Here is a 26,659-nt window from a genome sequence, read left to right on the forward strand (position 1 = left end):
TTATACCCTCGAAAAGTTGGTTTTTGGCGGGCTATTTATTGCATATAGTATGGAATAATTGAATATTCTCTCAACGTATCGGAAAAAATAGGAATAAAATACAGAGAAAGGAGAAATAAATGAATTATTTTTCCGTTGTTTTATCTTGTCTTATTCTGATTCTTCTTACTGCGAGTCTCATGTACATTTTAGGTAGAAAAATTTCCTATAACTATATTTTATATAATGGACCTATTTCACTTGGGGTAGGGTTAATTTTTTTCTTAGGAAAAATAGTTTTCTTTGAGACCAGAAATACAATTGAAAGTGGTGCAGATATTGCAATTACATTAATTCTTCTATTTGTATGGTTAGTTGCACTTATTGAAACAATTGTCGTTGAAGTAATAGTGAATGGTAATGAAATTAAAACTTCAATAAGAAATATGCAAACTCAATTAAAAAGTTGGGACATTAAGAAAATAAAAGAAAGATTTTAAATTATTTTTTAGTTGATGGAGTTCGTTATGGTGATTAGTGGATACCTTAAATAAGACTGCTTTTTGACAGACTTCTCGCTTTGAGTAAGTTGGCCTTTTTGAGCATATGCATCGCTACTATTCCAGAGATAATTTGTTTGTGCGGATTTCTCCTTTTTATATGGACCTTTTAATAAAGAAAACGGAAGTGAAAACGATCTCCACTTCCGTTTAATTATTTATTTTTAATGTTGTCTAAATTCATTAATGGTCTTAATTGTTACTTTGACGTTTTTAATTGTTGTTGAGCCATTGCAACTAATCGTTTTGTGATTTCTCCGCCAACAGAACCATTAGCTCTTGATGCTACTTCTCCATCAAGGTTTACTCCGAATTCCTGCGCAATTTCATATTTCATCTTGTCTACTGCTTGGCGAGCGCCGGGTACGTTTAATGGATTTGAATTATTGTTTGAATTACTCATTGTGCATTCCTCCAATCAAGTTATCAGGTTTGTCGCCTGTGGAATTATTATGAGAGTAAAGCTTTAAATTATTCGTAACAACAGAAAATAAATAAACTAAAAAAAGTGGTTCATTATTACCTGTATACAAATTCAAGAAGAATTCCTGACATAATAGCTTACCAGCTACAAAAACGCTCAGATTATTTCTGAGCGTTTTTTTAATGAAATATTTTACTCTAATTAAGGTTCCTTCTGAAAAATGAAAAGTTACAGCGATAAGAATATACACGATTTTAGATGCTTATATAGTTCCAAAAGCATTATCTATTCTATGCGTTATATCTAAAATATCTTCATTAACAAATATGAAATTATCTCTGATTCTTTCATAACTTTTAACAGCTTTTTTTAGATGCTCATCTTCTTCAAGAATTCCTTCTAAGTAAATTTCCATTTCCTCCATTAAATCATATAATTTTTTATCAGAAAAAAATTTATACTTGCCATTATTCATCTTCAAATTTAAATATTCAAAACTATATTCACTCCAAAGTTCACCCTTGTTAATGGGCCATATGAAAAGAAATCTTTGCTCTTCTTTATCATTCCTATGATACAGCTTATCAGAACGTAACTCATATCTTTTAATATCTTTTAGAAGAATTCTTTTGTTATCTAGTATTAAAACACTCATTTAATATTCATCCTTTTTACATTTATTTATTTGAGTATATTAACCTAAAAAATTTTTATTAGTGTTTTTTTATAAATTCTTTTAAATATGAGAACATAAAAGCATACAGTCCAAGCGTTATTATCGGAGCGTGAAAGGCAAAAATTGAACATCGTTATGCATGGTATAGCAGAATTACTCACTTCGTTAAAAATGCAATCGCAAACGGGTTACAACTAACAATCACGAAGGACCATGAGGGGATACAAGGTTGGCATTATCAAATGAAACAATATCGCCATGCCCTTGAATCAAGGTTATAAAAAGTATGTTAGTAAGGGTAATTGTTACGACAACGGTGATGAAGAATTTCCTCGATATTATGAAATAAGAATTCCTCAACCTAAAAAAATTTGAACGTGTCGAACATTTTAAATTGGAGCTAAAAACTATATAGGCAAAATTAAAAATGAGTCCTGTGCAGTACCGAACTCATTTCACCCTAGCTGCATAAACGAAATAACCGTGTCTAACTTTTAGGGATCACTTCAACTTCTCCGCGTAATTTTTTTATCTCTTCTGTTTGCTTTAAAAATTGCTTCCAAATATTAAGAGAGTAACTTATAAATACCGAGTATTCTCCTTAACCATTTTGGGCATTCTAATTTGGCGAAGGAGGTGGACAGTTATGGGAAATAACAACAACAATAATAATAATAATAATGAGCTAAACAACAATCGCAATCGCAATCGCAACAACAACAACAACCAAAATAATAATGCAATTGAGTTTGGGGAAGACTTCAATTTTGACAATTTAAATGAGCAAAATTTGAATAAAAGCAATAATAATGAGCGAAACAACAATCGCAATCGCAACAATAACAACCAAAATAACAACAACAACAACAACAACAACAACAACAACAACAACAACTAGCAGTAATAAATACAGTCATTCCTAAAGTTAAATTTAGGAGTGACTGTATTTGTATTCCGTTTTTCCTGCTTCAGATTTACCGCCAAGCCTGTTCCATACACCCAAATTTTGTGGCTTTTTTTGAAACCCTTTTTGGAAATCATTACAATTAATTACGGTGTTATGTTAATATTGAAATTAATTTCATAATTTAGCGAAATATCTGAATATTAAACAACGTGGCTCCTTGGTGCTTTGTATCGTATTTTTCCAAAGGGTTATTTAATGCAAATAAAAGAGGGATAAAATGAAAAATAAAAGCTCAATGGAAATTAGTTTGTTCAAGGTTTATATATGGGCTCTTTCCTTTTTAAAGCCATATTCAATGAAAGTTTTACTATTAATCATTTGCGGGGTAGTTATCGCAGTAAGTGAACTTATCATTCCCAAAATGTTTGGCTTTTTTATCGACGATGTTTTAAAAAATAAGAATGTAAATTTATTTATTTATTGCCTATGTGCCATTTTATTCGTTTTACTACTAAAATTAATTGCGACAGCTTTAAAAGAATATTTGCAACGTTACATACAAGAAAATAGTGTGAGAGATTTACAGTGGAGTGTTGTATCGAAATTACGAGTTCTTGGCGCCAAATATCTGGAGAAAAACTCTACAGGGACAATATTTGCAATAGTAAACACTGAAGTTGCAGCTTTACAACAACTATATAGAAGATACTTCCCTGAAATGATCCAACATATTTTATTTGTTTCGATCGCTATTTATTTCATGTTAGATATCAGTCTTTATTTAAGTTTAACGATCATTCCTTGCTTTTCCCTGTACTACTTACTTGGCCCAAGTATTGAAAAGCAAGCTACTAATATTGGGAAAAAACTAGCGAATAGTCAAGTCGATTTGGGACAAAAATATTATGAAAGTGTCTCTTTAATCAAAGAACTGCATGTGTTTAATAGCTTTAAATGGGATTCAGATAAAACATTAAAAGAGGTAGGGAACAATACAGATTTATATTCGAAGCGGTATTGGTATGCTTATTTAAGAGGGTCGGTTCGACGTTTTACTTATTATTTTGGAGCGATTATTCTAATAATATTTGGTTGTTATTTAATAGGTGAAGAAACGATAACAGCAGGAGATTTTGTTTCGTTTTTACTACTATATTTAGCTACGATGCATAAATTAACATCAGTCATTACGCTTTTAACGGAGCAAAAAATGCTTATGTTTCAAGCGAGCAAACTTTATGAATTTACCCACTTACAACCAACAATTACTGAAATGGAAGGTGCTATCCATTTAAATAAGGTAGAAGGAAATATTAATTTCGAAAATGTGTCTTTTAGTTATACTCCGAATAATCCTATATTAAAAAATTTAAATTTTAATATTAAGTCTGGGGAAAAAATAGCATTTGTTGGAGAGTCAGGAAGTGGAAAATCTACAATCGCAAAGTTAATGATCCGTTTTTATGACTGTAATAGTGGGGACATCTCAATTGATGGCAATCCTATTAACTTACTAAGTTTGGAGTCAATTAGACAATCGATTGGTATTGTCTTTCAGGATGTATATATTTTTGGATCCACAATAAAAGACAATATTTTATTTGGAAATCCATCTGCAACAGAAGAAGAGATCTTTGAGGCATCAAAGGCAGCACAACTGCATGACTATATTATAGAATTACCAGATCAATATAATACGAAAGTTGATGAAAAAGGGGACACGTTATCAGGCGGACTCAAACAACGAGTGGGCTTGGCAAGACTGTTTCTAATGAATCCATCTATAGTAATAATGGATGAACCAACCTCTGCTTTAGATAATATCACTGAAAAAAGTATACAAAACTCTTTAGATCGTTTTCTAAAGGATAAGACTGTCATAACGATTGCCCACAGATTAAGTACAATTCGCGATTATGATCGTATCTACGTACTTGAGCATGGCATCATTACAGAATCTGGTTCACATGAGCAGTTACTAGCAAAGAATGGTCTTTATAAGAAATTTATATTACAAACGAAAGAAGCTGGGCTCGTATGAAGAATATGCATTGGATTTGGTCTTATATTAAAAATCAAAAGTTCCTCTATTTTTCTTCTATTTTTTTATTAATCATTGAATCGATAAGCTTTGTTTATTCAATAACGTTGCAACAATATATTATTGATCAAATCATTATGGGGTCAGATTTTGGTGGAATTTTAAAATATGTTCTATTAATTGCCCTATGTTATTTTATATTCGTAATCTTATTTGTTGTGAATCCATATATTCAAAGTAAAATTCATGGTCGTGTTAAATATCAATTAACTGAGCAAGGTTTATCAACTTTATATAGTACGCCCATCAATATCATTCAAAAAGAAAGAAATGCGAGGTATGTACATTTTTTTACAAATGAAATATCCATTGTTGCAAGATTAATAGGCGAAGATATTTCGGATATTATTAAGCACTTGGTAAGTACCATTATTATATGCGTGTTATTTATAAAGGCTTCTCCTATTCTTTTTTTATCAATTCTTATTTTATCTCTTTTCTATATAAAAACTGGGAAAAAATTATCGAATGAGCAAAAAACAGTTTCGAAAGATATTCAAAAGAAAAAATCTTCACTACTCATTGTATTGGAAGAATGTATCACATCTACTCGTGATGTGATCGCGAATAACCGTGGGGATTGGGAAAAAAAGAGATATCAAAACAGTTTTATTCAATACTTCAAAAGTGTCATGATGGAAGGAAAGCTAAAGATAAAAATGGTGTTTTCATTAGAATCTATCACTTCCATTGCACAGCTCATTGTCATTGGATATGGGGGTTACCTTGTATTTAAGGGGGTAATGTCAATTGGGTTATTAGTTGTGATATACCAACTGACATTAGAACTGCTGCACTCGTTTGGAAAAGTATACAATTTAATATTTTCATTTTCAGGTAAGATGGCTTCCGTTGAAAATATTAGCAATTGGTTTAATACAAAGCTAAAGCAAAGAGAGAATACGAAAACAATCTCCTCGATTGAGTCATTAACAATGAATAATATCTCTTTTCGTTATAATTCAGGGGGGAAATTGATATTTAAAAATTTTTCTTTAGATATACCAATTGGCAAGAAAATAGCTTTAGTTGGACTGAGTGGTAGTGGGAAATCAACTATTGGAAGTTTACTTGAAAATTTATATGAAGTTGAAGAGGGAAGTATACAGGCAAATAATATAAATATTACTGATATTTCAAAAGATATTTGGAAATCGAAAGTTAGTATTGTTTTTCAAGATCCGTACATATTTCCGGGAACTGTAAAAGATAATTTATTACTGGGGTATAATGGAATTACTGATACTCAAATAATGAGTTTAGTCAAAGCAATGTGTATTGATGATTTCATTCAGAAATTGCCGGAGAAGTATGATAGTTCACTAGGGGAGCGCGGAATAACGATTTCAGGCGGTGAAAAACAAAGGTTAGCATTAGTGCGTGCTTTAATTAGAGATCCAGAGGTATTAATTTTAGATGAGTCTACATCGGCATTAGATGTAAGTACAGAAAAAATCATTCATGAAAATCTTGCCATACTTAGAGAAAATAAAACGACCATTATTATTGCGCATCGACTCTCTACGATTAAAGATTCAGACATTATATTTGTTATGGATAAGGGGGAAATTGTAGAACAAGGTTGTCATGCTGAGTTATTAAAAAATAAATCCTTATATTATGAATTAGTGTTGAATGAGATGAAGGATAATAATTATTTAATATATCAGTAAAAAAATTTCCAAGTTTACAGGGAAATTAGGTTTTTTTCATAGAATTCTATCAATGAGTTCGCAGTTAACGAAATTAATAAAATTTACTAGTATTAAGGTCTGAAACATTAACATTTGTCAGTATTCTACGTGTTTTTAATAATGTACATTTGAATAGAGCGGTGCTTTGACAAGTTTGTTGTGAGCAATGGTTTTCAGAAGGCTGAGGGAAATACAACTAATGAGGTTTTCAATCTACAAAGTTTGGGGCTTAGTACAGATGAAGTAGAAAATTTATAAGGTTGGTGAATGAAATGAAACAACAGATTTTGAAAAAATATATCGTAATCACATCTGTATGCTTGATGGCTTTAGCGACACCATTCGTTGCGCAGGGTGAAGGAGTGCTCGATAGTAAGCGCGGATTACTAGAATTACGCACAATGGTAGGACAATCGAAGGCTGGTTTTAACGACGGATCCACTGCTGATGCGTCATTATTCTATCCTACTTCATTACTACAGCAGACTGACGGCAGCTTACTAATTAGTGATACCAATAATCATAAAATTAGAATGCTAGCTAACGATCAACTAACTACTTTAAGTGGCCATATTGTAGATTTTGATGAATCCTCGATGCCGGTAGGAAGCTATGGAGATGGTGCTCTTGATGTAGCTATGTATCAATCACCTGGTGGACTTGCGATGGATGAACAAGGTCAAATCTATATTGCTGATACAAATAATCATAGTATTCGCCTTATATCTAAGGAAGGTACTGTAACAACAATTGCTGGTTCATGGCAACTTGGCGATCAAGATGGGAAGGGCTCAGCTGCGGGATTCTATGCTCCATCCGATGTTGCTGTCGATAGTCAAGGTAACGTCTATGTTGCTGATACGTTAAATCATCTTATTCGTAAAATAGATACGAAAGGCAATGTTACAACTTTGAATAAGGCATCTGAAAGAGTGGTTGAATATTTTCCAGGTGTATTAGAGTATAGTGGCGATTTTGCAGATGGTTCTCTAGCTGAAGCTATGTTCAATGAGCCTACTGGTCTAGCGATAGATGCTCAAGATAATTTATATGTTAGCGATAAAGGGAATCAACGTATCCGCTATATCGATTTTGCTACGAATAAGGTATCGACAGTAGTGGGCAATGGCCTTTATGACAGCGATGAGTTGTATGTGAAGGGAGCTTATGTTGATGGGGCAGTTTCTGTTGCACGTCTATCCTCTCCAGCAGGGATTACAGTAACAAAATCAGGTATAGTACTTGTCGCAGATACACTTAATCATGTCGTTCGGGCTATTTATAATGGGAATGTAACGACAGTCGCTGGTATTGGAGGGGAGTATGGCTTCGCGGATGGCGTACTATCCTCAGGGGCATTGAATAAGCCTACCGATGTCATCGAATTAGCTAATGGAAATATCGCGATTGCTGATTCATCTAACAATAGAATAAGAGTCGTTCAATCTTATGTAATTCCAGAAAGGGTAAAATACGATGGCCCCACTCGTATTATTGTAAATGATGAGCTGCTGGAAACGGATGTTGCTCCAATGCTCGAAAAAAATCGGATATATGTACCGCTACGAGCGATCGTTACGAAGCTAGGTTTGAATGTCAACTATTTGACAGAGACGAAGCAATATGAAGTTATCGTCGATGATAAGCTGAGCTATATATTCTCTACATCAAGTGATCGCGTAATAAGGCTTGAAAATGGTGCGAATAGTGAATTATTGATGGATGATTCCGTTATTTTAGCGGATGGTCGTCTATTAATTCCAGTGAGATTTTTTGCAGAGCAACTTGGATATGATGTGCAATGGGATCAAGCGAACAGTAATGTTGTTATAAGACATACAATATTTAATTGATAATGAGCAAAGGAGGAATCACTTTGAAAAGGTGGAGTATAGTAACGCTTATAGCTATATTTTTGACAGTATCGATATTTAGCCATGTCGGAACAGCTGAGGCATCCACTTCAAGAGTTGCAATTATATCGAAGGTGGAAGGTACAGTTGAGGTTCAAAAATCCGGAGGTAAAAAGATACTTAAAGGATTCAAAGGAATGAGCTTGAATCAAGGTGATATTGTAACTACTGGTAAGGAAAGCTCAGTTGTATTGAAATTTTCTAATGGTACATCAGAAGACGATACATTCGTATTAGAGAGTAGTGCAAAGGTAACTTTTAGTAAGCTGTCTAATAAGAGTGGTACTATAACGAAAGTAAGTATGCTTAAAGGAAAAGCATGGGTCGATGTAAAGTCGATTAAAAATAAAGAGGATGAATTTGTATTGGAGACTCCGACTGCTATTATGGGCGTACGGGGGACAAACTTCTTTGTAGGTGTAGACCCTAACACAGGACTTCCTTCGTTAGCGGTATTGTCGGGGAATGTTAATGTTACTGGAAGCGGTAATAATACTAATCAATTTAACGTTTATCCAGCTTCAGCATTGACTGTTGGTGGCCAATATCAACTACAAACGATACCGATAGATAATCAAATTTTAGCTCAAATGTTAAATTCAACTAGTAGTGAAGTTATGGCAGCGATCCTAGAAAGTGCACAAAAAATTATTAGAGAGAACCAAAAGCTAATGAATCAGTTTTCAACGACAACTTTCCCAACGGAAATTAATCAATTTCCGCTAGCACAAAATCAATATACTGATAATGTATATAATTTATTGCTAGCTCTAGCAGAAGAGGCATTTAAGTTAAATAAAATAGATGGAAATGCACTATCAGAATTACAAGGGCAAATTAAAGAGCAGCAATTGAATAATAGTGAATTGCATAAAAATCAAGACGATGTAGATTGGGAATTTGAAGCGAAAAAATTAAGCGAGCAACAGCGTTTAGAAAAATTACAGGCAGAGCAGGCCAAAAAGCTTGCATTAATGAAAGACATTGCTGCTAATGAAAAAAAAGCTAAAGAGGATAAATTAAAGCAAGATCGGCTTGATGCATTAGAAAAGATCTGGCTTGCTAAGCTAAGCCAAGCTGAGCGGGATAAATATGAACGTGAGAAGCAGGAAAGATTAGATGAGCAGCAATCAGGTCAGGGGAACACTAATGGTGATTCAACGGTAACTCCAAAACCAACAGAGACTCCGGGCCCTACAGAAAATCCAGGCCCGACAGAGACGCCGAAACCGACAGAACCTCCAACACCAACATGGCCACAAATAGAGAAGCCATTCGATTTACAGCTCGAGATAGGTGATAGTTCGACAGCTATGAATTATAAGCGAGGAGCATCGATTACCGATCTACTAGTTAAAGAACCAATAGTAGTAAGCCGTGATGATGTAAGTCTTGTATTTAAATCAACGGACCCATCGATGCAACTTTTAGAAGTTAAGCGTGATGGTGAGCCCATCTATGAACTAGATGAAGACGATGACGGTAATGGTGATGGAGTATTTATAACTCATTTGTCTCAGGATCGCGCTGAGATGAGATTCACAGTAACGGTGAATCATAACAAGTTAGATACGAAAGAATTTAATTTGAATGTGGCTACAGTAGTACCGCCCTCATGGTCAGATATCGAGAAACCGTTCGATGTTCAACTTCTGACAAATGAATTGCCGACAGATTTGAATTATAGTAAGAGTGGTGAAGAAGATGATATCACCAACCTATTAATTGAACGAGAAATACCAGTTAACGGTGATAATGTATCTTTGGCAATTATATCAAATGATCAAAATATACAAATACTTGAAGTTGAGAGAAATGGAATAAGTATTAAAAATCCAGATACTGGGCAATTCTTAACGCAGTTGGGGCAACAGAAAACTGAGTTAATTTTCACAATAACTGTGCAACATAATACATTTGGTCCGAAAGTATTTAAATTGATAGTGAATACCGTTGTTGTACAACCATTTAATATTTACGAAATATGGGGAGGTCATGATGGAAGTGTCGTTTCTAATCTACCGGCCCCATATACAATTAGCGCAGGAGTTTCTAATTATGATTACGTCATTACAGTAGATGAGATTAATTTTACTGAACAATATCTTAATGCTATAGGCTTTAATAGAAAAGATGACGCCGATGAAATGTTGCTACATGTAAAAGTTGGAGATGAGTGGCAACCTCTAGAAATGAATCTCCAAGATAGTGTGGAATATAAACACTATCCAACTCCGGGGGCTGATTCAATACAGTACGAACTAGTGCATACAAGGGATGGGATTCCAGAGACGTATCTCATTAATGTCCTGTCCATTCAATGGAATAATTAAATGACTGAGTTCAATTGCTAAATGATTAATCGAGTTTTCATACGTAAGCTCGAAATATAAAAAAGCGCACCTTTTCGGTACGCAGGTCGAATAGCCATTTATCTGAAATTTTTTTCGGATAGATGGCTTTTTGCACAACTTACGCATAAACAGCGCCAAGAAGAGTGGAGGGGATTTGTAGGTGAGCTATAAGAAGATAACGACTTAGTTATCTGTACCAATACTGTGTTATGGAAGCGCCTTGTTAAATGCACGAAGGTACCAAACATTCGTTTTCATGATATTCGACACACGCATACATCGATTCTTATTTCGGAAATCGTTAAAATTTCGAGGCGATTAGGTCATGCCAACCCTAAAATTACGTTAGAGTTTTATGCACATTTATTGCCGAATGCAGATAATGACATTGCAGACATTTTTCACAAGGCCATCCAAAGTAACGCTAAATAATTGGAAAAAATCCTGCGGACAAATCCTAAAAGAGCGATGTAAGGGAGGAAGTCTTCTAAATAGAAAAACCTGCAAACGTTGATATATCAACGTTTGCAGGCACTTAAAGTGATGGTCTCAATAAGTCTCGAACTTGCGCCCCCCACCTTGTCGAAAGCATTTGGCCAAATCAAGCTAGTTCAGCTCAGTTAAATAAATCTGGAAAACGTTGATTTATCAAAGAAAAAGAAGTGTTTCTATACACTTCTCTTCCTTACTTTATGCAGGAATCGCCGAAGCTTTTCGTAATGCGCCTGTAATCACGCTATAAATCAAGGCAATAATGATTAGCAAACCGCCGAGAATAGCAATAATCGAGGCCTCTGACAGTACCTCCCAAAGTGGTATATACCATTCGAAAATGACTATCACAATCGGAATTAAAATAAGAATCCCAATAAAGCTGTAACCCCCGATTGTCCCTAAACGATAAAAAACTACATTTAGTAGTATCCCAGAGATTAGGCAGAACAAAAGTAATACGAAGTCTAAAGCAAGTGTCAGCATAAATGGATGGGCAGTATCGATAAGTAAAATAGGGTGGATGATGAAAATTTCTTTTACGTCTAACAGTTTGGATAAGAATTTGCTGATTTGATGCGTACAGGCAATAATGAAAGCACCGGCAATGCTCCAAGCAAGAGAAAAAAGCCCTAAATGTAATACATATTGTATACGACTCAAGCCGAGCTTTAAAAAATACGGCATTGTTCTATTTAAAATCCTCGAAGCCATTATGCTGTAAAAAATATAAACAGGAATGGAAATCGTTATGGCAAAAGAAATATACTTACCAAAAAATGAATCTAAAAAAAACGACAGAAAGGCTATGGAAAACAAAATGCACCAGAAAATGATATTTTCCTTTTTATAGCTTTGAAAAAAGACGTAGAAGCTTCCTTTTAACACATTCATTTTGTTGACCTCGCCTTCTGCTTTTTACTTAAATACACCAACACGTCTTGCAGTGACACACTTCCAATTGTAATGTTTTCTGCCTCAATTGCTTTGCCATTTGCAAAAAGTACTGCTGACATTTCATGCATGAAGGACTGCTTGTAAATAACCTCAAAACCTTCAATTGCCTGCTCAACGTTTTTGGATGCACCTTTTACTGCCACAACATGCTGAGGCCATTCATCGGCATTTTTTTGCAACAATAATTTTCCTTCATGGATAATCAAAATTTCCTCAAATAACGCACTCGCCTCATCAATTAAATGCGTCGATAACAAAAATAATCTAGGGTTTTCAGCCTGCTGTTCAATCAATAAATCATAAAAGCAATTTCTCCCTGCAGCATCTAGCCCAATATACGGCTCATCAAAAATCGTTATAGCTGCATTACTTGCAAAGCCTGTAATAATTCCAAGTGCAGACACCATACCTTTTGATAGGCTTTTTACTTTGTCTTTCGGGTTGAGTGCAAATACTTCTAGCAATTCTCTAGCAAGGGCATTATCCCATCTTGGATAAAAGAAGCTAATGGCCTTTAAGCTTTGGGCAACGGTCATTTCGTCTTGGAAATTCCCACTTTCTGCAACAAAGCAAATCTCGCTTAAAATGTGTGGTGCATTGAAGACATTTTCGCCGTTGACACAAATTTCTCCTTCAGTTGCTGAAATGAGGCCGGCTAGCATATTCAAAAAAGTCGTTTTCCCCGCACCATTGTGGCCTAAAAATCCAACAATTTTAGGTCCTTCTATTTTAAATGTTACATTTGCTAGAGCATGTTTCTTCTTATAGGATTTACTAACATTTCTCGCTTCAATGATCATACGTTATCCCCTTTGTATCATATTTTGTAATTCCTCATCCGAAATGCCTAATCTAGTTGCTTCATTTTTCAATGGTTTAATGTGTTGTGAAATAAAGTTTTTCTTGCGTTCTTCGATTAATATCGTTCGCGCGTGTGGACTAACAAACATGCCAATTCCACGTTGTTTATAAATAACCCCTTTATCCACCAGTTCATTCACTCCCTTGCCAGCAGTGGCTGGATTGATTTGATATTCCTTGGCAAACTCATTTGTTGATGGAATGCGATTTTCGGGCTGTAGGTGTCCATCGAGAATAGCGTCTTCAATGCGTTCGCGAATTTGCTGGAAAATGGGTTTTTCATTGTTTAAAGAATGCGTCACAGTCCACCTCCTAGTTAAGTGGTTAATTAGTTGTGTAACTAACCATATAACGAATTGAATTTTCTGTCAACTTATTTTTATGAAAAGAATTATTTTCGGACTAATGGAAATACGCATCATTTTTTTTCGTATCCGTTCAGGGATGTTATTTGAGAGGCGTGTAGTAGGGAGGATGGTAGCCAAAAGCCATTTAATGTTCGTAGATTTTCTGGCTGTGGATGTCAATAAATTGTGGAATGTGTCCAATAACCTAAAAATAGACCCTCAACCTGGAGGGCCTAACTGATATTTTGTGGTACTTAAATTTGACCTTTGCTTTATTCAACAAACGGGCCATATTGTTGAGTAAAGTAATCACCTATTCTTTTATAAAGTAGTTCAGATTTTCAACAAATGTACTTACATTAACTCGTAGGATAGTGATTAAGGAATCTTTAATATGCCTATGGAATATAATAGTAAGTAGTAAATTTGGTCTTTATATACGATATTTGAAAGGAGCTAATTTTGAAGAAAATATGGTTTCTTTACGTTCTAAGTATAATTATTTTAATAGGTTGTTCAGATGTAGTTTTTAATCCTCGTGAAGTACCTGCTGGAAGTAAAAGTGATTATAATATGAAATTAAGTATGGATACCAATGGACATTTTAGTGCAGATATATCAATAGATATCCTCAATGTATCTAATGAAAAATGGGACGAGTTAAAACTCTATTTTATTCCTAATATGTTTACGTCTGAAAACTCTCCTCAACTGAAAACTCCCTCTGAAATAGGAATTGAGTCCGTTAAAATTGACAATATTGATTCATCATACTCCCTAGAGAAAGACACTCTTAAGATCCCTTTAAATTCATCGGTTTCTCCAAATGAAAGTGTTAAATTTCAAATGAAATATCACTTCACTTTACCAATCGACGGGTTTAGATTCGAAAAAATCGATAGTAACTATCATCTTGCTCAATGGTATCCAATGGTCCCTACCTATAGAAAAGGATGGAATAAACAAGCCTATAGGTCCAAAGGAGAGTCATACCACACAACTTTTAGTAATTTTAATTTAACATTCGATATTCCTAAAGAGTACACTCTTGTTACAACATTTGACGAAGATAGTTATCTAGGTGGGAGCAGTAATTCATTTAGAATTGAAAGTGTAAAAGAATTATTTGTTGCTATATTAAAAGATCCAAAAGTCGTCCAAAAAAAATCTCAGAACGTCAATATAAGAGTATTTGGAAAGGACGAATCAGAGGAGTTTTTAGATGAAGTAGCAGAGACAGCTGTCGAGTCTTTTAATTACTTCCAAAGTATTATTGGGCCATATCCCCACAAACAGTTAGATATTATTTTAGATGGGCAAGGAATGGAGTATCCAGGGGTAGTAACAGCTGGCTCCATCTATGGGCGTTCTGTTACAAACGAAGCAATAAAAAACATTGTAGTTCATGAAATTGCTCATCAATGGTTTTATGGAATAGTAAGCAATGATCCATACACCGATGCGTGGTTAGATGAGGGAATAGCAGAGATTTCAACTTATTTATTTCGAATGACTAACGAGAAAGAAATAGGTTATTTAGACTTTTCAGACAACTATGAGCCAATGCCTTCCAATTTACCATTACATGAGTATACAAAAAGTCCACAAAGTAATTATATCTATGGTCAAGCATTAACAAACTTAGCTAAGATTTTCAATCAACATGGTGGAAAACAAACAGCAGAAAATTTTTTAAGAAGATATTTTACTCTTTATAAGTATAAAGAAGTAGATACAGATGAATTTGTAAGGTTCATGAAATTCTATTTAGAACTAGAAGATGACTCCTTATTTGAGGGTTGGTTAGAACTAGGAAATACTGATAATGAATTTATTATTCAGTAATCGGGCGCTATTCTTGAGGGATTTGCGCTTATTCTACATTCAAGGGCTATAGGAAGAAAATAATTTCTAAATATCGAAAAAGGTTTGGTTTTAGGTAGGATAAAACCAAACCTTCTCTTATTTGGTCGTTAAATAAACTTTTACGAGGAGAGTCATCCACTTAAAGGAAAAGTCTAATTGTAAAAAAACGGTGCTAAGCAAAAAACGACGCAAAAAATACCATTGTGTCGAGGAATTTACCGATTATGAAGGGCGACAGTACCGTACATCTGATTACCAATCTTCTTGACGCAGCAGCCGAGGAAATTGCTGGCATATACAAGGAACACAGGGCAATTAAATCCTTTTTCCACTGAACGGTATTCAGCCAGCTACTTTCAGCCTTAATCGCCTGTTTTTCATACATATTAATGCCAACCTCTTTGTACTGCCCTACCAGTCAAATGGCGCATTGTATTAAATGTAGAAAATAAAAGCAACTTTAGAAATTTTATAATCGTCTCACTTGTGACGGGAAATTGATTCAGGGAGATAAAAAAATGTCTAAAATGAATCCATTAGTTCTAATTGAAGAAATATACAATGAGCATTATGCCTATTTAAGAAACTTTTTAATTGGTCTAACTAAAAGTGACGTTATTGCTGATGATATTATTCAAGATTTTTTACAAAAATCTTAGTTTCACCTTCAGTAGTTACAGAAGTTAAATATATGAGGAGTTGGTTAATAACAGGGGTTAAAAACACGCTGCTAGATTATTATAAAAAGAAGAAGCCTGAGTTGCTTCAAGATGAGAACATTATTGAAACGTTGTTGGTTGATAATTATACACCAGAAGTAAGGACAACAATAAACAACGAATTGGAAACAATTTTAGGCAAGCTATCCACTACTGAGAAAGCAATTATTATTGCAAAAGAATATTATGGTTATGACTATAATGAAATTAGTGAGCTTTTAAATATACCGGTATCTGCAATAAAATCGCAAGTGTTCAGGATGAGGAAAAGAATGATTAAAGTGAGGTGATTCTATGGATTCTTACAAAAAAATACATCTTTTATCTCTAGAGCTGATTCCCATAATTAACGACCTGGATGATGAACCGAAACAGATTATTTTAGAACATATCACAGACTGTGAAGATTGCAAAAAATTATACGATAGTACAGAGAACTTTAATAAAAGTATGCCCAAGCAAGATTACTCAGAGAACGTGGATTTAAAACCCTTAAAAAAATTAGTGCAGTTTAATAATGGATTAAAGTTACTACTAGTTACTGTAAGAGCGTTAATTTTATTTTATATTGTTTACTCCAGTTTTAAATATTATGGTGCTGAGTCTGTAACATCATTGCTAGAGTATTTCAAATCGGGGATAGTTATATTTTACACACCAGCTGCGATATTTCTACTGGTATTTACGTTTACTTTCTTCAATAAAAAATGGGTTTGGATATCTCTTGTTACTGATTTAGTGATTATTTTATTATTAGACAAAGTAGTGCAGTTATTTTTATAAATGGAGGTGTTAATTTGGCATATTTAATCATGTTGGTTGGATTGTTTTTAGGCTTTATATTTTTTGCGTTTATTTTTATTGTTTCGAAAAGGAGCGGCAAGTATTATTTAGCCCCAGTAATCACTTTTCTTTTTTCGGGAATGATCGTTGCATACAGCCTATTCTTGGTTGGAGGATTCGAAGGAATGGGTTATTTATTTATAGCAGTAGGGTTTTTTATTGTTAGTATATTGGGTACATTGTTTTTACCCTTATTAATACGTAAAAATGAATCACAACATCTTAATAATATAGATAAAATCAGTTTGTTGCTTTTACCTATTCTATTTTTTGCAACAATCGGGATAGCCATATTTTCAGAAGAAGGATATTGGATTATTGAACAGGCAAACGCTGCTCCTGTGGAAACAGAAGGTTACCGAATTTCCACTATCTCTGAAGGAAGCAAAGAAGTTACACTACTATTAGGAGAAAAATATCTTGGGAAAGAGATTGAAGTTGAAAATGTAAGTAAATTTGGATCTACAGAAATTATTCTGAAATTTGTAGATGGAGGGGATGATGATAAAGTTCCTTTTATACAAATAGGTCTTAATGAAATAAACGAACCATTGAAAGTACAAACAACGGATGGTGAGATTTTTCAACCAATAGGAAGTCCAAGGGATTGAAGTATGTATCCAATGTAGAATAGACATCTGAGTATCACCAGGTGTTCAAATCTTAACAGGTTCACCGATCATCGAGACGGTTAATAAATATCAAAAGAGTTCTTATTTTGTAATAGCACATGATACACTTTTCGTGACGATGAAAGGAATTGTGCCTTCTTCAGCTAAAGGGCCAGATTGTGGAATAACACAATTTAATAAATGTTACCAATTCAGTTAAATAAATTCAGCACAAAAAAATATTATACGGACAAATTGCGGACAAAAGAGTAATCAGGTGGTCTGTATTACTCTTTTTTTCTGTCTTATCTGGATTATAAATTTTGTATCTGGATAGGTAGGGGTCTCTGTATCGGCTATTTATGATTTGAAAACAGGTAGCTGTCTTATAATTAAATATAAATCCGTTTGATTCCAAAAGTTCATTCGCTGCCGTGTTGATTTCTACCTTCGTAGCTTCATCGGCAGCCGGAGTGTACCCTTTGATTACAGGCTCGTATCCGTTAGACAGACATTTTGGATTAATTGCTTAAAGGATTCGAGCGCATAACCAATATAAACCAGACGACAAACACAAGGTAAACTAATGTCAAAATAACGAATATGAAATGAAACTGCTCCGCCAACTGCCGGATTAGGGCAAAAAAGACAACGATGTAATGTATCAGATTTCCCAATACAACAGGTTTGTTATAGATGCCGCCAATCAGGGCAGAACGTGTAAACCAGTTCAACATTGCGAACCCTAAATATAGTCCTCCGATGATTTGCAGAAGAATCAGAGTAATGGATGAAGGGTCAATCCCTAATATTATTGAGATTTCTTCGGGAATAAAGGTTCCTGCCAATCCCAACAAACCCATCATCACGGCACTACTACTCAAAAGCCATTTTGTTTTCATTTTGTTTCCTCTTTTCATCTAATCTTGGAACTTCCTAAATAGCATCCAGAGAATTCTAAACAAGGCATGCGTATCTTCAAACCGCAATAAACCACGAATACAATCCTAAGTAATTTAACAGGCTATCGTTAAACGATAAAATCGCCTCCCTTTTGGAGAGCGATGAAATTTTAGACATTTTGGGCGAGGGGGTGTGACATCTATTGTTCATTTAAATGAGTCTCTGGATAGGTAATATTATATTCGACGAAACTCCACTTTTTACCTTTGCTTTTCATTCTTGGGTAGTCTTCCAAAAATAAAAAACCTGTAAACGTTGATATACCAACGTTTACAGGCACTATAAATGATGGTCCCGACTGGTCTCGAACCAGCGACCCCCACCTTGTCGAAAAGTGGAAATCAACTAATTTCAAGTAGTGTCAAAACCCTTGTGGATTAACACTTTTTCTTCTTTTACTATCTCATAAAAAGAGACTCAAAGATTCAAACCTAGTAAAATAGTGTTTATGACGACAACTATAGAAAGGGATGAGAACGTTGAATCGTAAGCGTCAAATAGCGCCAACATGATTCACAGAAGTAAAGGGTAATAAGGCACTATACTTCTGATAAATCATATTTGCACCAGAACCTTATTTACTGTTCTTTATTAATCAGTCGATCTAAAAAGGCGACAAACTGTGCACGTGTTACCGGTTCATTTGGATTGAACTGGCCATTATCACCGAGTGCAATGCCTGCGTGAGCAAGTGCTGTAATATACACATAGCTCCAATGATTTTCCGAGATATCACTAAATGGATTTTCTCCTTCTAATGGTAACCCGAATGCAAGAACCAAAATTTTTGCTAATTGTGCACGTGTCATTGGTTCATTTGGATAATAATAACCTTTAATTCCATCGATAATCCCTGCTCGCTGAATAGCCGTAATGGCTTCGTAATACGCATGATTTTCCGGCACATCACCAAATGTAGTAACTGTTCGAATTGGTGCGAATTCTAATACGCGATGCAGCATGATGGCAATATGTTTACGTGAAACGGGCTCATTCGGACGGAATGTACCGTCTGGAAACCCAACAATCACACCTTGCGCCACCATCGCATCAATACTATCGGATGCCCAATGAGCAGCTGTATCCGAAAATTTCGGTGTTGGTGTTGGTGTTGGTGTTGGTGTTGGTGTTGGTGTTGGTGTTGGTGTTGGCCCGCTTGGCGTTGGTTCCGGTTCTACTGGTGTCGGTTCTGGCTCTACAGGTGTTGTTGGTCGCACTTCTGGCACTGGTGCTTCATTCACTTCATTTACTGTTAGCGTAATTTCTTCAATATCCGTTAGCGTACCGTCACTTACTGCAACCTCAAATGTGTAGCTTCCTGGACCTTGCAATTCTGTTGGTGTCCATGTGAATACGCCCGTTGTTGCGTTGATACTTGCTCCTGACGGCGCATCGACTAAGCTGTAGGTTAATGTATCGGCTGGTAAATCGGCATCCGTTGCCGTTACTGTAAATGTCAACTCGTTGCCTTCGTTTATTGTTTTGTTTCCTATTGCCGATAGTACTGGTACTGTATTTACTTCATTCACTGTCACCATAAGGCTTTCTTCATCTGTTAAACTACCGTCACTTACTCTTACTTCAAACGAGTATGTGCCTGGACCTTGTGCTTCTGTTGGTGTCCATGTGAATACACCCGTTGTTGCGTTGATACTTGCTCCTGATGGAGCATCGACTAAGCTGTAGGTTAATGTATCGGCTGGTAAATCGGCATCCGTTGCCGTTGCTGTAAATGTCAACTCGCTGCTTTCGTTTATTGTTTTGTCGCCGATTGTAGAAAGTACCGGTGCTGTATTTACTTCATTCACTGCCACCCTAATGCTTTCTTCATCTGTCAAACTGCCGTCACTTACTCTTACTTTAAACGAGTATGTGCCTGGACCTTGTGCTTCTGTAGGGGCCCATGTGAATACGCCGGTTGTTGCGTTGATACTCGCTCCTGATGGCGCATCGACTAAGCTATACGTCAACGTATTCGCTGGCAGATCTGCATCTGTTGCTGTTGCTGTAAATGTCAACTCGCTGCCTTCGTTTATTGTTTTGTCGCCGATTGTAGAAAGTACCGGCGCTGTATTTACTTCATTCACTGCCACCCTAATGCTTTCTTCATCTGTCAAACTGCCGTCACTTACTCTTACTTTAAACGAGTATGTGCCTGGGCCTTGTGCTTCTGTAGGGGCCCATGTGAATACGCCGGTTGTTGCGTTGATACTCGCTCCTGATGGCGCATCGACTAAGCTATACGTCAACGTATTCGCTGGCAGATCTGCATCTGTTGCCGTTGCTGTAAATGTCAACTCGCTGCCTTCGTTTATTGTTTTGTCGCCGATTGTAGAAAGTACCGGCGCTGTATTTACTTCATTCACTGCCACCCTAATGCTTTCTTCATCTGTCAAACTGCCGTCACTTACTCTTACTTTAAACGAGTATGTGCCTGGGCCTTGTGCTTCTGTAGGGGCCCATGTGAATACGCCGGTTGTTGCGTTGATACTCGCTCCCGATGGCGCATCGACTAAGCTATACGTCAACGTATTCGCTGGCAGATCTGCATCTGTTGCCGTTGCTGTAAATGTCAACTCGCTGCCTTCGTTTATTGTTTTGTCGCCGATTGTAGAAAGTACCGGCGCTGTATTTACTTCATTCACTGCCACCCTAATGCTTTCTTCATCTGTCAAACTGCCGTCACTTACTCTTACTTTAAACGAGTATGTGCCTGGGCCTTGTGCTTCTGTAGGGGCCCATGTGAATACGCCGGTTGTTGCGTTGATACTCGCTCCTGATGGCGCATCGACTAAGCTATACGTCAACGTATTCGCTGGCAGATCTGCATCTGTTGCCGTTGCTGTAAATGTCAACTCGCTGCCTTCGTTTATTGTTTTGTTTCCTATTGCCGATAGTACTGGTGCTTCATTCACTTCCTTTACCGTTAGCGTAATTTCTTCACTATCCGTTTGCGTACCATCACTTACTACAACTTCAAATGTGTAGCTTCCTGGACCTTGTGCTTCTGTTGGCGTCCATGTAAACACACCTGTCGTAGCGTTAATACTAGCTCCTGGCGGTTCATCACCTAAGCTGTACGTCAACGTATTCGCTGGTAGATCTGCATCTGTTGCCGTTGCTGTAAACGTGAGCAGGGTTTCTTCGTCTACCATTTTGTCTCCAATTGCAGCTAGTACCGGTGCTGTGTTCACTTCGTTAACCGTAACCGTGATTTCCTCTTCATCACTTAGCATTCCATCACTTACGACCACTTTAATTGTGAAGCTATCTGGACCTTGCGCTTCTGTTGGTGTCCATGTGAATACACCCGTTGTTGCGTTGATACTTGCTCCTGATGGAGCATCGACTAAGCTGTAGGTTAATGTATCGGCTGGTATATAGGCATCCGTTGCCGTTGCTGTAAATGTCAACTCGCTGCCTTCGTTTATTATTTTGTTTCCTATTGCCGATAGTACTGGTGCTTCATTCACTTCATTTACCGTTAGCGTAATTTCTTCACTATCCGTTTGCGTACCATCACTTACTACAACTTCAAATGTGTAGCTTCCTGGACCTTGTGCTTCTGTTGGCGTCCATGTAAACACACCTGTCGTAGCGTTAATACTAGCTCCTGGCGGCTCATCACCTAAGCTGTACGTCATCGTATTCGCTGGTAGATCTGCATCTGTTGCCGTTGCTGTAAACGTGAGCAGGGTTTCTTCGTCTACCATTTTGTCTCCAATTGCAGCTAGTACCGGTGCTGTGTTCACTTCGTTAACCGTAACCGTGATTTCCTCTTCATCACTTAGCATTCCATCACTTACGACCACTTTAATTGTGAAGCTATCTGGACCTTGCGCTTCTGTTGGTGTCCATGTAAATACGCCCGTTGTTGCGTTGATACTTGCTCCTGTTGGCGCACCAACTAAGCTATACGTCAACGTATTCGCTGGCAGATCTGTATCTGGTGCAGACGCTGTAAACGTTAATTCGCTTCCTTCATCTACCGTTTTGTCGCTGATTGTTGCAAGCACTGGTGCAACATTCACTTCATTCACAGTAACCGTAATAGTTTCATCATCCGTCAACGTTCCGTCGCTTACTCGCACTATAAACGGATAAGTACCCGGACCTTGCGCTTCACTTGGTATCCATGTGAATACACCCGTCGTGGCATTGATGCTAGCTCCTATTGGAGCTCCCACTAAGCTGTACGTCAAGATAGCTGAATCTGAATCAGTCGCTGTTGCCGTAAAGGTTAGCTGACTCCCCTCGTTCACTGTCTTATTACCGGTGGCACCAAGAAATGGGGCTGAATTAATCTCGTTAACCGTAATGGTAATTTGCTCGCTGTCAATTTGTGTTCCATCACTTACGCGGATTGTAAACGCATAGCTTCCTGGACCTTGTGCTTCTGTTGGCGTCCATGTAAACACACCTGTCGTAGCGTTAATACTAGCTCCTGATGGCGCTCCTACTAGACTATACGTCAACGTATTCGGTGGCAGATCTGCATCTGTTGCTGTTGCTGTAAAGGTAAGAAAGATTTCTTCATTTATCGTTTTATTGCCAATCGCAGCTAGTAACGGTGCCTCATTTACCTCATTGACCGTAACCGTGATTTGTTCTTCGGCAGTTAATGCTCCATCACTTACTATTACTCTAATTGTAAAGCTACCTGGACCCTGCGCTTCCGTTGGCGTCCATGTGAATACACCCGTCGTTGAGTTAATACTTGCTCCTGTCGGAGCGTTACCCAAACTGTAGGTTAATGTATCTCCCTCCGCATCTGATGCTGTTGCAGTGAAAGTTAGCAAGTTTTTTTCGTTTACCGATTTAATGCCAATTCCATTCAAAACTGGCGCTGTGTTCACTGGCGCTGCAGCATAATTAATTTCAAGTCTAGGATTCAAAATTTCTGCATCGTATATTGAAGTTGTAGACATTAATAACGAAATAATGCCATCAGCACCAATATTGCTGGATGTCATCAAGCTGCTCACGTTTATCCGGTATGTATTAATTTGTAAAGCCGGATTATACGGAATAATACTGTAGAAAATACCCGGAACACTAGAATTAATCGATTTTTCTGGCGTAACTAGCGTTGGCATAACCGTTGCCGTTCCTGGCCAACTATCATCTGTAATGGCAATTTTTAAATTTGAAATTGTAGTCCAATACCCCTCGAAGCTTTCAAAGGCAATGTATGATGAATCTATTGAACGAGCGCTATCAATTCCATTAAACTTAAAAGTTGATTCTGAGTAATTATTAATAGTATCTCCTGCAATATAGCCAAAATCCAAAATTGTCCCATCAAAAGTATTTCTGCCATCTATCGGATTAAGCACTTGAGGAGCAGCAGCTATATGCGATGGAAATAAAGACAAAATTAGAACAATCGCTAAAAAAATATTAATACTAACTTTCTTTTTCATAAATTAACGACACCTCCGCTCATTTTTTTAATTGTTCCACCGTTTAACTCAATCTCACTTCCAATTTCAATGCCATCCTCATCCAACATTCCTTTCTCTACTGTATATTGAAAGAAAAGCTGCTCTGTACCGTAGCCACCTAAGTAAGTAACTTTTACAGTCGTATTTCCGATGCTCAGCGTTAGTTGAGGGTTGTCCATTACGTGGACTGGTGGTGTTTGTACCGTTCCGTAAAGGCTGCCGAAGATGGTTTGGACCATCAGCAAACAAATCACGAGCACTTATAGTTTTGAGTAAAATGACTTCTCCATATTTTCTCTCCTTTCTACAATCAAGCTAGATTTCTACAGTTTCTACCAATTTAAGAATAAATCAATAAGGTTAAAATAAGGTTAAAAAATTTAAAGTTAGAAAAAAGGGAAAATATATCTAAGATTTCAATGAAATATCCTCAACATGTATTTGTCACTCTTGATATCAAGGGTTTTCTAAAATATATCTATTCCTATAACGAAACTACAGCGAGTTTATTCGGTAAAGTAAAAGTAGTAGCTCTTGATTTTTTTCGGTAATGTGAACATAAAAAACTGCTGATTTTTTTTAGGTTAAGTAATCGCTAATAACTCGCTGCCATTATAAAAGTTTAAGCGAGTGGTCAGAATGAGTAAAATTCTCCTTTTAATTTTAGTTTAGTAAAACAATATTTTCGCTACCCACTACCCTTAACAACACAATAATTGTATAATATATACATTTATTAGTAAATATGGTATATTAGGAAAGAGGTGTTTAGATTGAGATTACTATTTAGTGTATTAAGAAAAATACTCGAGAAAGAGTCTTTTTCACACAAAACATACAATATTGATGAACGTGAGTTTCGGGATTTTCTGAATATGGTTATAAAAAAAGATTATATTTCTATCCTCAGAATTCGGAATGAAAATACATATGCTCTTACAGAAAAAGGATTAGAGTTCCTTAATTCTAATATGAAATTTAATAAGGAGGTTCCAAATAATCCTGAAGAACTGCCTCAATGGGTCCGATTTGAAGGGGAAATTTATTCACCAAAACACAAAAAATCAGAGCCATATCAGAATAAGGACGAATCAGAAATTATCGAATATTTTCAATGGAATGAAATTCTAAATTCAACACTCAAATCTATTGAAAACAAGGGCGGCATAGGGGGGCTATTTATTGGTCAACCTGCATCAGCAAGTGAAGTGATGCACATTGAAAGCATTATTGGATTTGGACTTCCAGAATCCTTTAAAAAGGTAGTAATAGATTATTCGCGTCAATGTGATTTTTATTGGAATACACAAGAACATTCAACATGTGTGTTGGATGATCCTAATATCTATTCAGCACAAGGCAAACCATATAAGAACAGGAATATATTGAATGGGGGCCTATTTGATTTAGGGTTATGGAATCTAGATAAGATAATTCATTTAAACGCCATAAGGATAGACCATGATTACCTTGATGAAGAGAATGAAGAATTTCATTTTTGGTCAAATTCATTTATTTTTTCCGGAGATGGAATGGGAAATTACTTTGGAATAGATCGAAAGTACAACATAGGGGAAGTTATATATTTAACAAATGATAAAGAGTTTCACGGGTGGAGGCTAGGAAAATCATTTGAATCTTTTATGAACAACTGGGTCCAAATAGGTTGTGCTGGTGGTTTTATCAGTGATTTTATTGCGCTATCTTCACAACAAATCCCTTATATTAACAGTATGACTACAAATTCTCTCAAAATAAAGAAATGGCTAGAAATTACTTAGTAGGCCTCATCAGCCTTCGTTACTCTACAATCGAAAAGAATACTTAGTAAAATAAGGCTTTACGAGGTGCTTTTGCTCAAACTTTATTTCAAAGAAAGTAATCATAAAATTTTCATTCTTTTTAATAAAACGGAAGTAAGCCCGAAATATAAAAAAGGCGTACCTTTACGGTACGCACGACGAATGGCCAGCTAGCTGAATTTTTTTCGGCTAGCTAGCTATTTTGCACATGTGGCTTGAATAGTCTCTGACCACGGCAGGTAGGTTGCTGGTGCTGGATTTGAAGAATATTATCGTTTACTTAATACTTACGATAGAACATTTATTTTTCCAAGTGATTTAGCTAGTTACTTTAGAATAATGACGACAACTATGAAAGAAGCGAGCGAAAGAAATTTAATTACGGCTGAAGAAATTATTGAACGCATATCAAGTTTCATTATGGACCGAGTAGACCCATGTTGGGGAGCAGATCAACTTAGGGAACTTATAATTTTCTTATCAAAAACTTATAGAGAAAAGGTGAAGCTACTATGCATATTCGTTCAATGATTAGAAATGATATTAATAATATGGATGTTTTAATGAATCAGTTAGGTTATCCTTCTTCAAATCAAAAAATTCAAGAAAGATTGGATAAAATCTTGGATTTACCAAATTACGAAACGTTTGTTGCTGAAATAAACGGAGATTTAGTTGGCTTTGTAGGAATGTGTAAGCAAATCGCATATGAATTTGATGAGCCGTATGTAAGAGTTTTAGCACTAGTAGTTCACGAGGATTATCGTAGAAAAAATATTGGGCAAAACCTTATGTTAGCAGTTGAAGATTGGGCGAAAAAGAACGATTGTATAGCTATCACATTAAACAGCGGGAATAGAGAAGAACGAATCGCTGCACATAATTTTTATAAAAATTTAGGATACAAAGGGAAGAGTACAGGTTTCAGTAAAAGTTTAAGCAATAATTAAAATTCAATATACGAGCCTATACAAAATAACGTTCCCAAATCAAAGTTTGGGAAGAAACGAAAAGGGCAGAAACGTTGTTTTAACAACGTTTCTGCCTTTTCTATTGGTCCATTGTTTTTGCTTTTTTTTATACACTTTTACTAAAAGTCAGTGTTAAAAAAGGTTTGAGTATGTTTTTGGGAAGGCTGCGTCCTTG

General features: G+C 36.1%; 22 protein-coding genes and 1 pseudogene. 14 read left to right on the forward strand and 9 right to left on the reverse strand.

Annotated features, from left to right (window positions below; all coding sequences use genetic code 11):
• Positions 1-119: 119 nt before the first annotated feature.
• Complete coding sequence (locus NSQ62_RS09110) at positions 120-479, forward strand: hypothetical protein (protein WP_341323612.1); 360 nt, start codon at positions 120-122, stop codon at positions 477-479.
• Between the two features lie 259 nt (positions 480-738).
• Here the strand turns inward: NSQ62_RS09110 and NSQ62_RS09115 are convergent, their stop codons facing one another.
• Together NSQ62_RS09115 and NSQ62_RS09120 are read right to left on the reverse strand one after the other, a co-directional pair.
• Positions 739-942: an alpha/beta-type small acid-soluble spore protein gene (locus NSQ62_RS09115; protein WP_341323613.1), complete on the reverse strand. Its 204-nt coding sequence runs from the start codon at positions 940-942 to the stop codon at positions 739-741.
• A 283-nt stretch (positions 943-1,225) separates the two neighbouring features.
• Positions 1,226-1,618: a DNA polymerase III subunit alpha gene (locus NSQ62_RS09120; protein ID WP_341323614.1), complete on the reverse strand. Its 393-nt coding sequence runs from the start codon at positions 1,616-1,618 to the stop codon at positions 1,226-1,228.
• Between the two features lie 245 nt (positions 1,619-1,863).
• Here NSQ62_RS09120 and NSQ62_RS09125 point away from each other — a divergent pair.
• The 6 genes and pseudogenes from NSQ62_RS09125 to NSQ62_RS09150 form a co-directional block, all read left to right on the forward strand.
• Positions 1,864-2,054: pseudogene (locus NSQ62_RS09125) on the forward strand (IS3 family transposase); the annotation flags it as partial.
• 231 nt (positions 2,055-2,285) lie between these two features.
• Positions 2,286-2,537 carry a hypothetical protein gene (locus NSQ62_RS09130; RefSeq protein WP_341323615.1) on the forward strand — a complete coding sequence of 84 codons (252 nt, stop codon included), beginning with the start codon at positions 2,286-2,288 and terminating at the stop codon, positions 2,535-2,537.
• Between the two features lie 286 nt (positions 2,538-2,823).
• Positions 2,824-4,587: an ABC transporter ATP-binding protein gene (locus tag NSQ62_RS09135; protein WP_341323616.1), complete on the forward strand. Its 1,764-nt coding sequence runs from the start codon at positions 2,824-2,826 to the stop codon at positions 4,585-4,587.
• Entirely contained in the window at positions 4,584-6,320 is a 1,737-nt protein-coding gene (locus NSQ62_RS09140) for an ABC transporter ATP-binding protein (RefSeq protein WP_341323617.1), read from the forward strand. The genes NSQ62_RS09135 and NSQ62_RS09140 overlap by 4 nt, the downstream gene beginning before the upstream one ends.
• A 293-nt stretch (positions 6,321-6,613) precedes the next feature.
• Entirely contained in the window at positions 6,614-8,194 is a 1,581-nt protein-coding gene (locus tag NSQ62_RS09145; RefSeq protein ID WP_341323618.1) for a stalk domain-containing protein, read from the forward strand.
• Between the two features lie 23 nt (positions 8,195-8,217).
• Positions 8,218-10,587 (forward strand): FecR domain-containing protein, encoded by a 2,370-nt coding sequence (locus NSQ62_RS09150; protein WP_341323619.1) that lies wholly within the window; start codon positions 8,218-8,220, stop codon positions 10,585-10,587.
• A 711-nt stretch (positions 10,588-11,298) separates the two neighbouring features.
• Here the strand turns inward: NSQ62_RS09150 and NSQ62_RS09155 are convergent.
• From NSQ62_RS09155 to NSQ62_RS09165, 3 genes are all read right to left on the reverse strand, one after another.
• Complete coding sequence (locus NSQ62_RS09155) at positions 11,299-11,787, reverse strand: hypothetical protein (RefSeq protein ID WP_341323620.1); 489 nt, start codon at positions 11,785-11,787, stop codon at positions 11,299-11,301.
• 203 nt (positions 11,788-11,990) lie between these two features.
• On the reverse strand, positions 11,991-12,857 hold the full coding sequence (locus tag NSQ62_RS09160; protein WP_341323621.1) for an ABC transporter ATP-binding protein: 867 nt from the start codon (positions 12,855-12,857) through the stop codon (positions 11,991-11,993).
• A gap of 3 nt (positions 12,858-12,860) precedes the next feature.
• A complete protein-coding gene (locus NSQ62_RS09165; RefSeq protein ID WP_341323622.1) occupies positions 12,861-13,220 on the reverse strand; it encodes a GntR family transcriptional regulator in 360 nt (119 codons plus the stop codon).
• A 507-nt stretch (positions 13,221-13,727) separates the two neighbouring features.
• Here NSQ62_RS09165 and NSQ62_RS09170 point away from each other — a divergent pair.
• Complete coding sequence (locus tag NSQ62_RS09170) at positions 13,728-15,110, forward strand: M1 family metallopeptidase (protein WP_341323623.1); 1,383 nt, start codon at positions 13,728-13,730, stop codon at positions 15,108-15,110.
• Between the two features lie 193 nt (positions 15,111-15,303).
• On the opposite strand, the gene NSQ62_RS09175 is transcribed toward NSQ62_RS09170, so the two are convergent.
• A complete protein-coding gene (locus NSQ62_RS09175) occupies positions 15,304-15,516 on the reverse strand; it encodes a hypothetical protein (protein ID WP_341323624.1) in 213 nt (70 codons plus the stop codon).
• 133 nt (positions 15,517-15,649) lie between these two features.
• Here NSQ62_RS09175 and NSQ62_RS09180 point away from each other — a divergent pair, with 133 nt between their 5' ends.
• Genes NSQ62_RS09180 through NSQ62_RS09195 form a run of 4 tightly spaced genes read left to right on the forward strand, consistent with a single transcriptional unit; the run spans position 15,650 to position 17,304 of the window.
• Positions 15,650-15,790 carry a hypothetical protein gene (locus NSQ62_RS09180; protein ID WP_341323625.1) on the forward strand — a complete coding sequence of 47 codons (141 nt, stop codon included), beginning with the start codon at positions 15,650-15,652 and terminating at the stop codon, positions 15,788-15,790.
• Positions 15,791-15,822: 32 nt separating this feature from the next.
• Positions 15,823-16,140, forward strand: coding sequence for an RNA polymerase sigma factor (locus NSQ62_RS09185; RefSeq protein WP_341323626.1), 318 nt, complete (start codon positions 15,823-15,825; stop codon positions 16,138-16,140).
• 4 nt (positions 16,141-16,144) lie between these two features.
• Positions 16,145-16,633: a hypothetical protein gene (locus NSQ62_RS09190; protein ID WP_341323627.1), complete on the forward strand. Its 489-nt coding sequence runs from the start codon at positions 16,145-16,147 to the stop codon at positions 16,631-16,633.
• A gap of 14 nt (positions 16,634-16,647) precedes the next feature.
• Positions 16,648-17,304, forward strand: a complete 657-nt coding sequence (locus NSQ62_RS09195; protein WP_341323628.1) for a hypothetical protein — start codon at positions 16,648-16,650, stop codon at positions 17,302-17,304.
• A 521-nt stretch (positions 17,305-17,825) separates the two neighbouring features.
• On the opposite strand, the gene NSQ62_RS09200 is transcribed toward NSQ62_RS09195, so the two are convergent.
• From NSQ62_RS09200 to NSQ62_RS09210, 3 genes are all read right to left on the reverse strand, one after another.
• Positions 17,826-18,206, reverse strand: a complete 381-nt coding sequence (locus NSQ62_RS09200; protein WP_341323629.1) for a multidrug DMT transporter permease — start codon at positions 18,204-18,206, stop codon at positions 17,826-17,828.
• Between the two features lie 639 nt (positions 18,207-18,845).
• Positions 18,846-23,690: a putative Ig domain-containing protein gene (locus NSQ62_RS09205; RefSeq protein ID WP_341323630.1), complete on the reverse strand. Its 4,845-nt coding sequence runs from the start codon at positions 23,688-23,690 to the stop codon at positions 18,846-18,848.
• A complete protein-coding gene (locus NSQ62_RS09210) occupies positions 23,687-23,956 on the reverse strand; it encodes a hypothetical protein (protein ID WP_341323631.1) in 270 nt (89 codons plus the stop codon). The genes NSQ62_RS09205 and NSQ62_RS09210 overlap by 4 nt, the downstream gene beginning before the upstream one ends.
• Before the next feature lie 528 nt (positions 23,957-24,484).
• Here NSQ62_RS09210 and NSQ62_RS09215 point away from each other — a divergent pair.
• The gene (locus tag NSQ62_RS09215) at positions 24,485-25,492 is read left to right on the forward strand and encodes an SMI1/KNR4 family protein (protein WP_341323632.1); all 1,008 of its coding nucleotides are present in this window, start codon (positions 24,485-24,487) and stop codon (positions 25,490-25,492) included.
• Positions 25,493-26,025: 533 nt separating this feature from the next.
• On the forward strand, positions 26,026-26,463 hold the full coding sequence (locus NSQ62_RS09220; RefSeq protein WP_341323633.1) for a GNAT family N-acetyltransferase: 438 nt from the start codon (positions 26,026-26,028) through the stop codon (positions 26,461-26,463).
• Positions 26,464-26,659 lie beyond the last annotated feature (196 nt).

This window comes from Solibacillus sp. FSL H8-0523 (assembly GCF_038051985.1).
GTDB lineage: Bacteria > Bacillota > Bacilli > Bacillales_A > Planococcaceae > Solibacillus.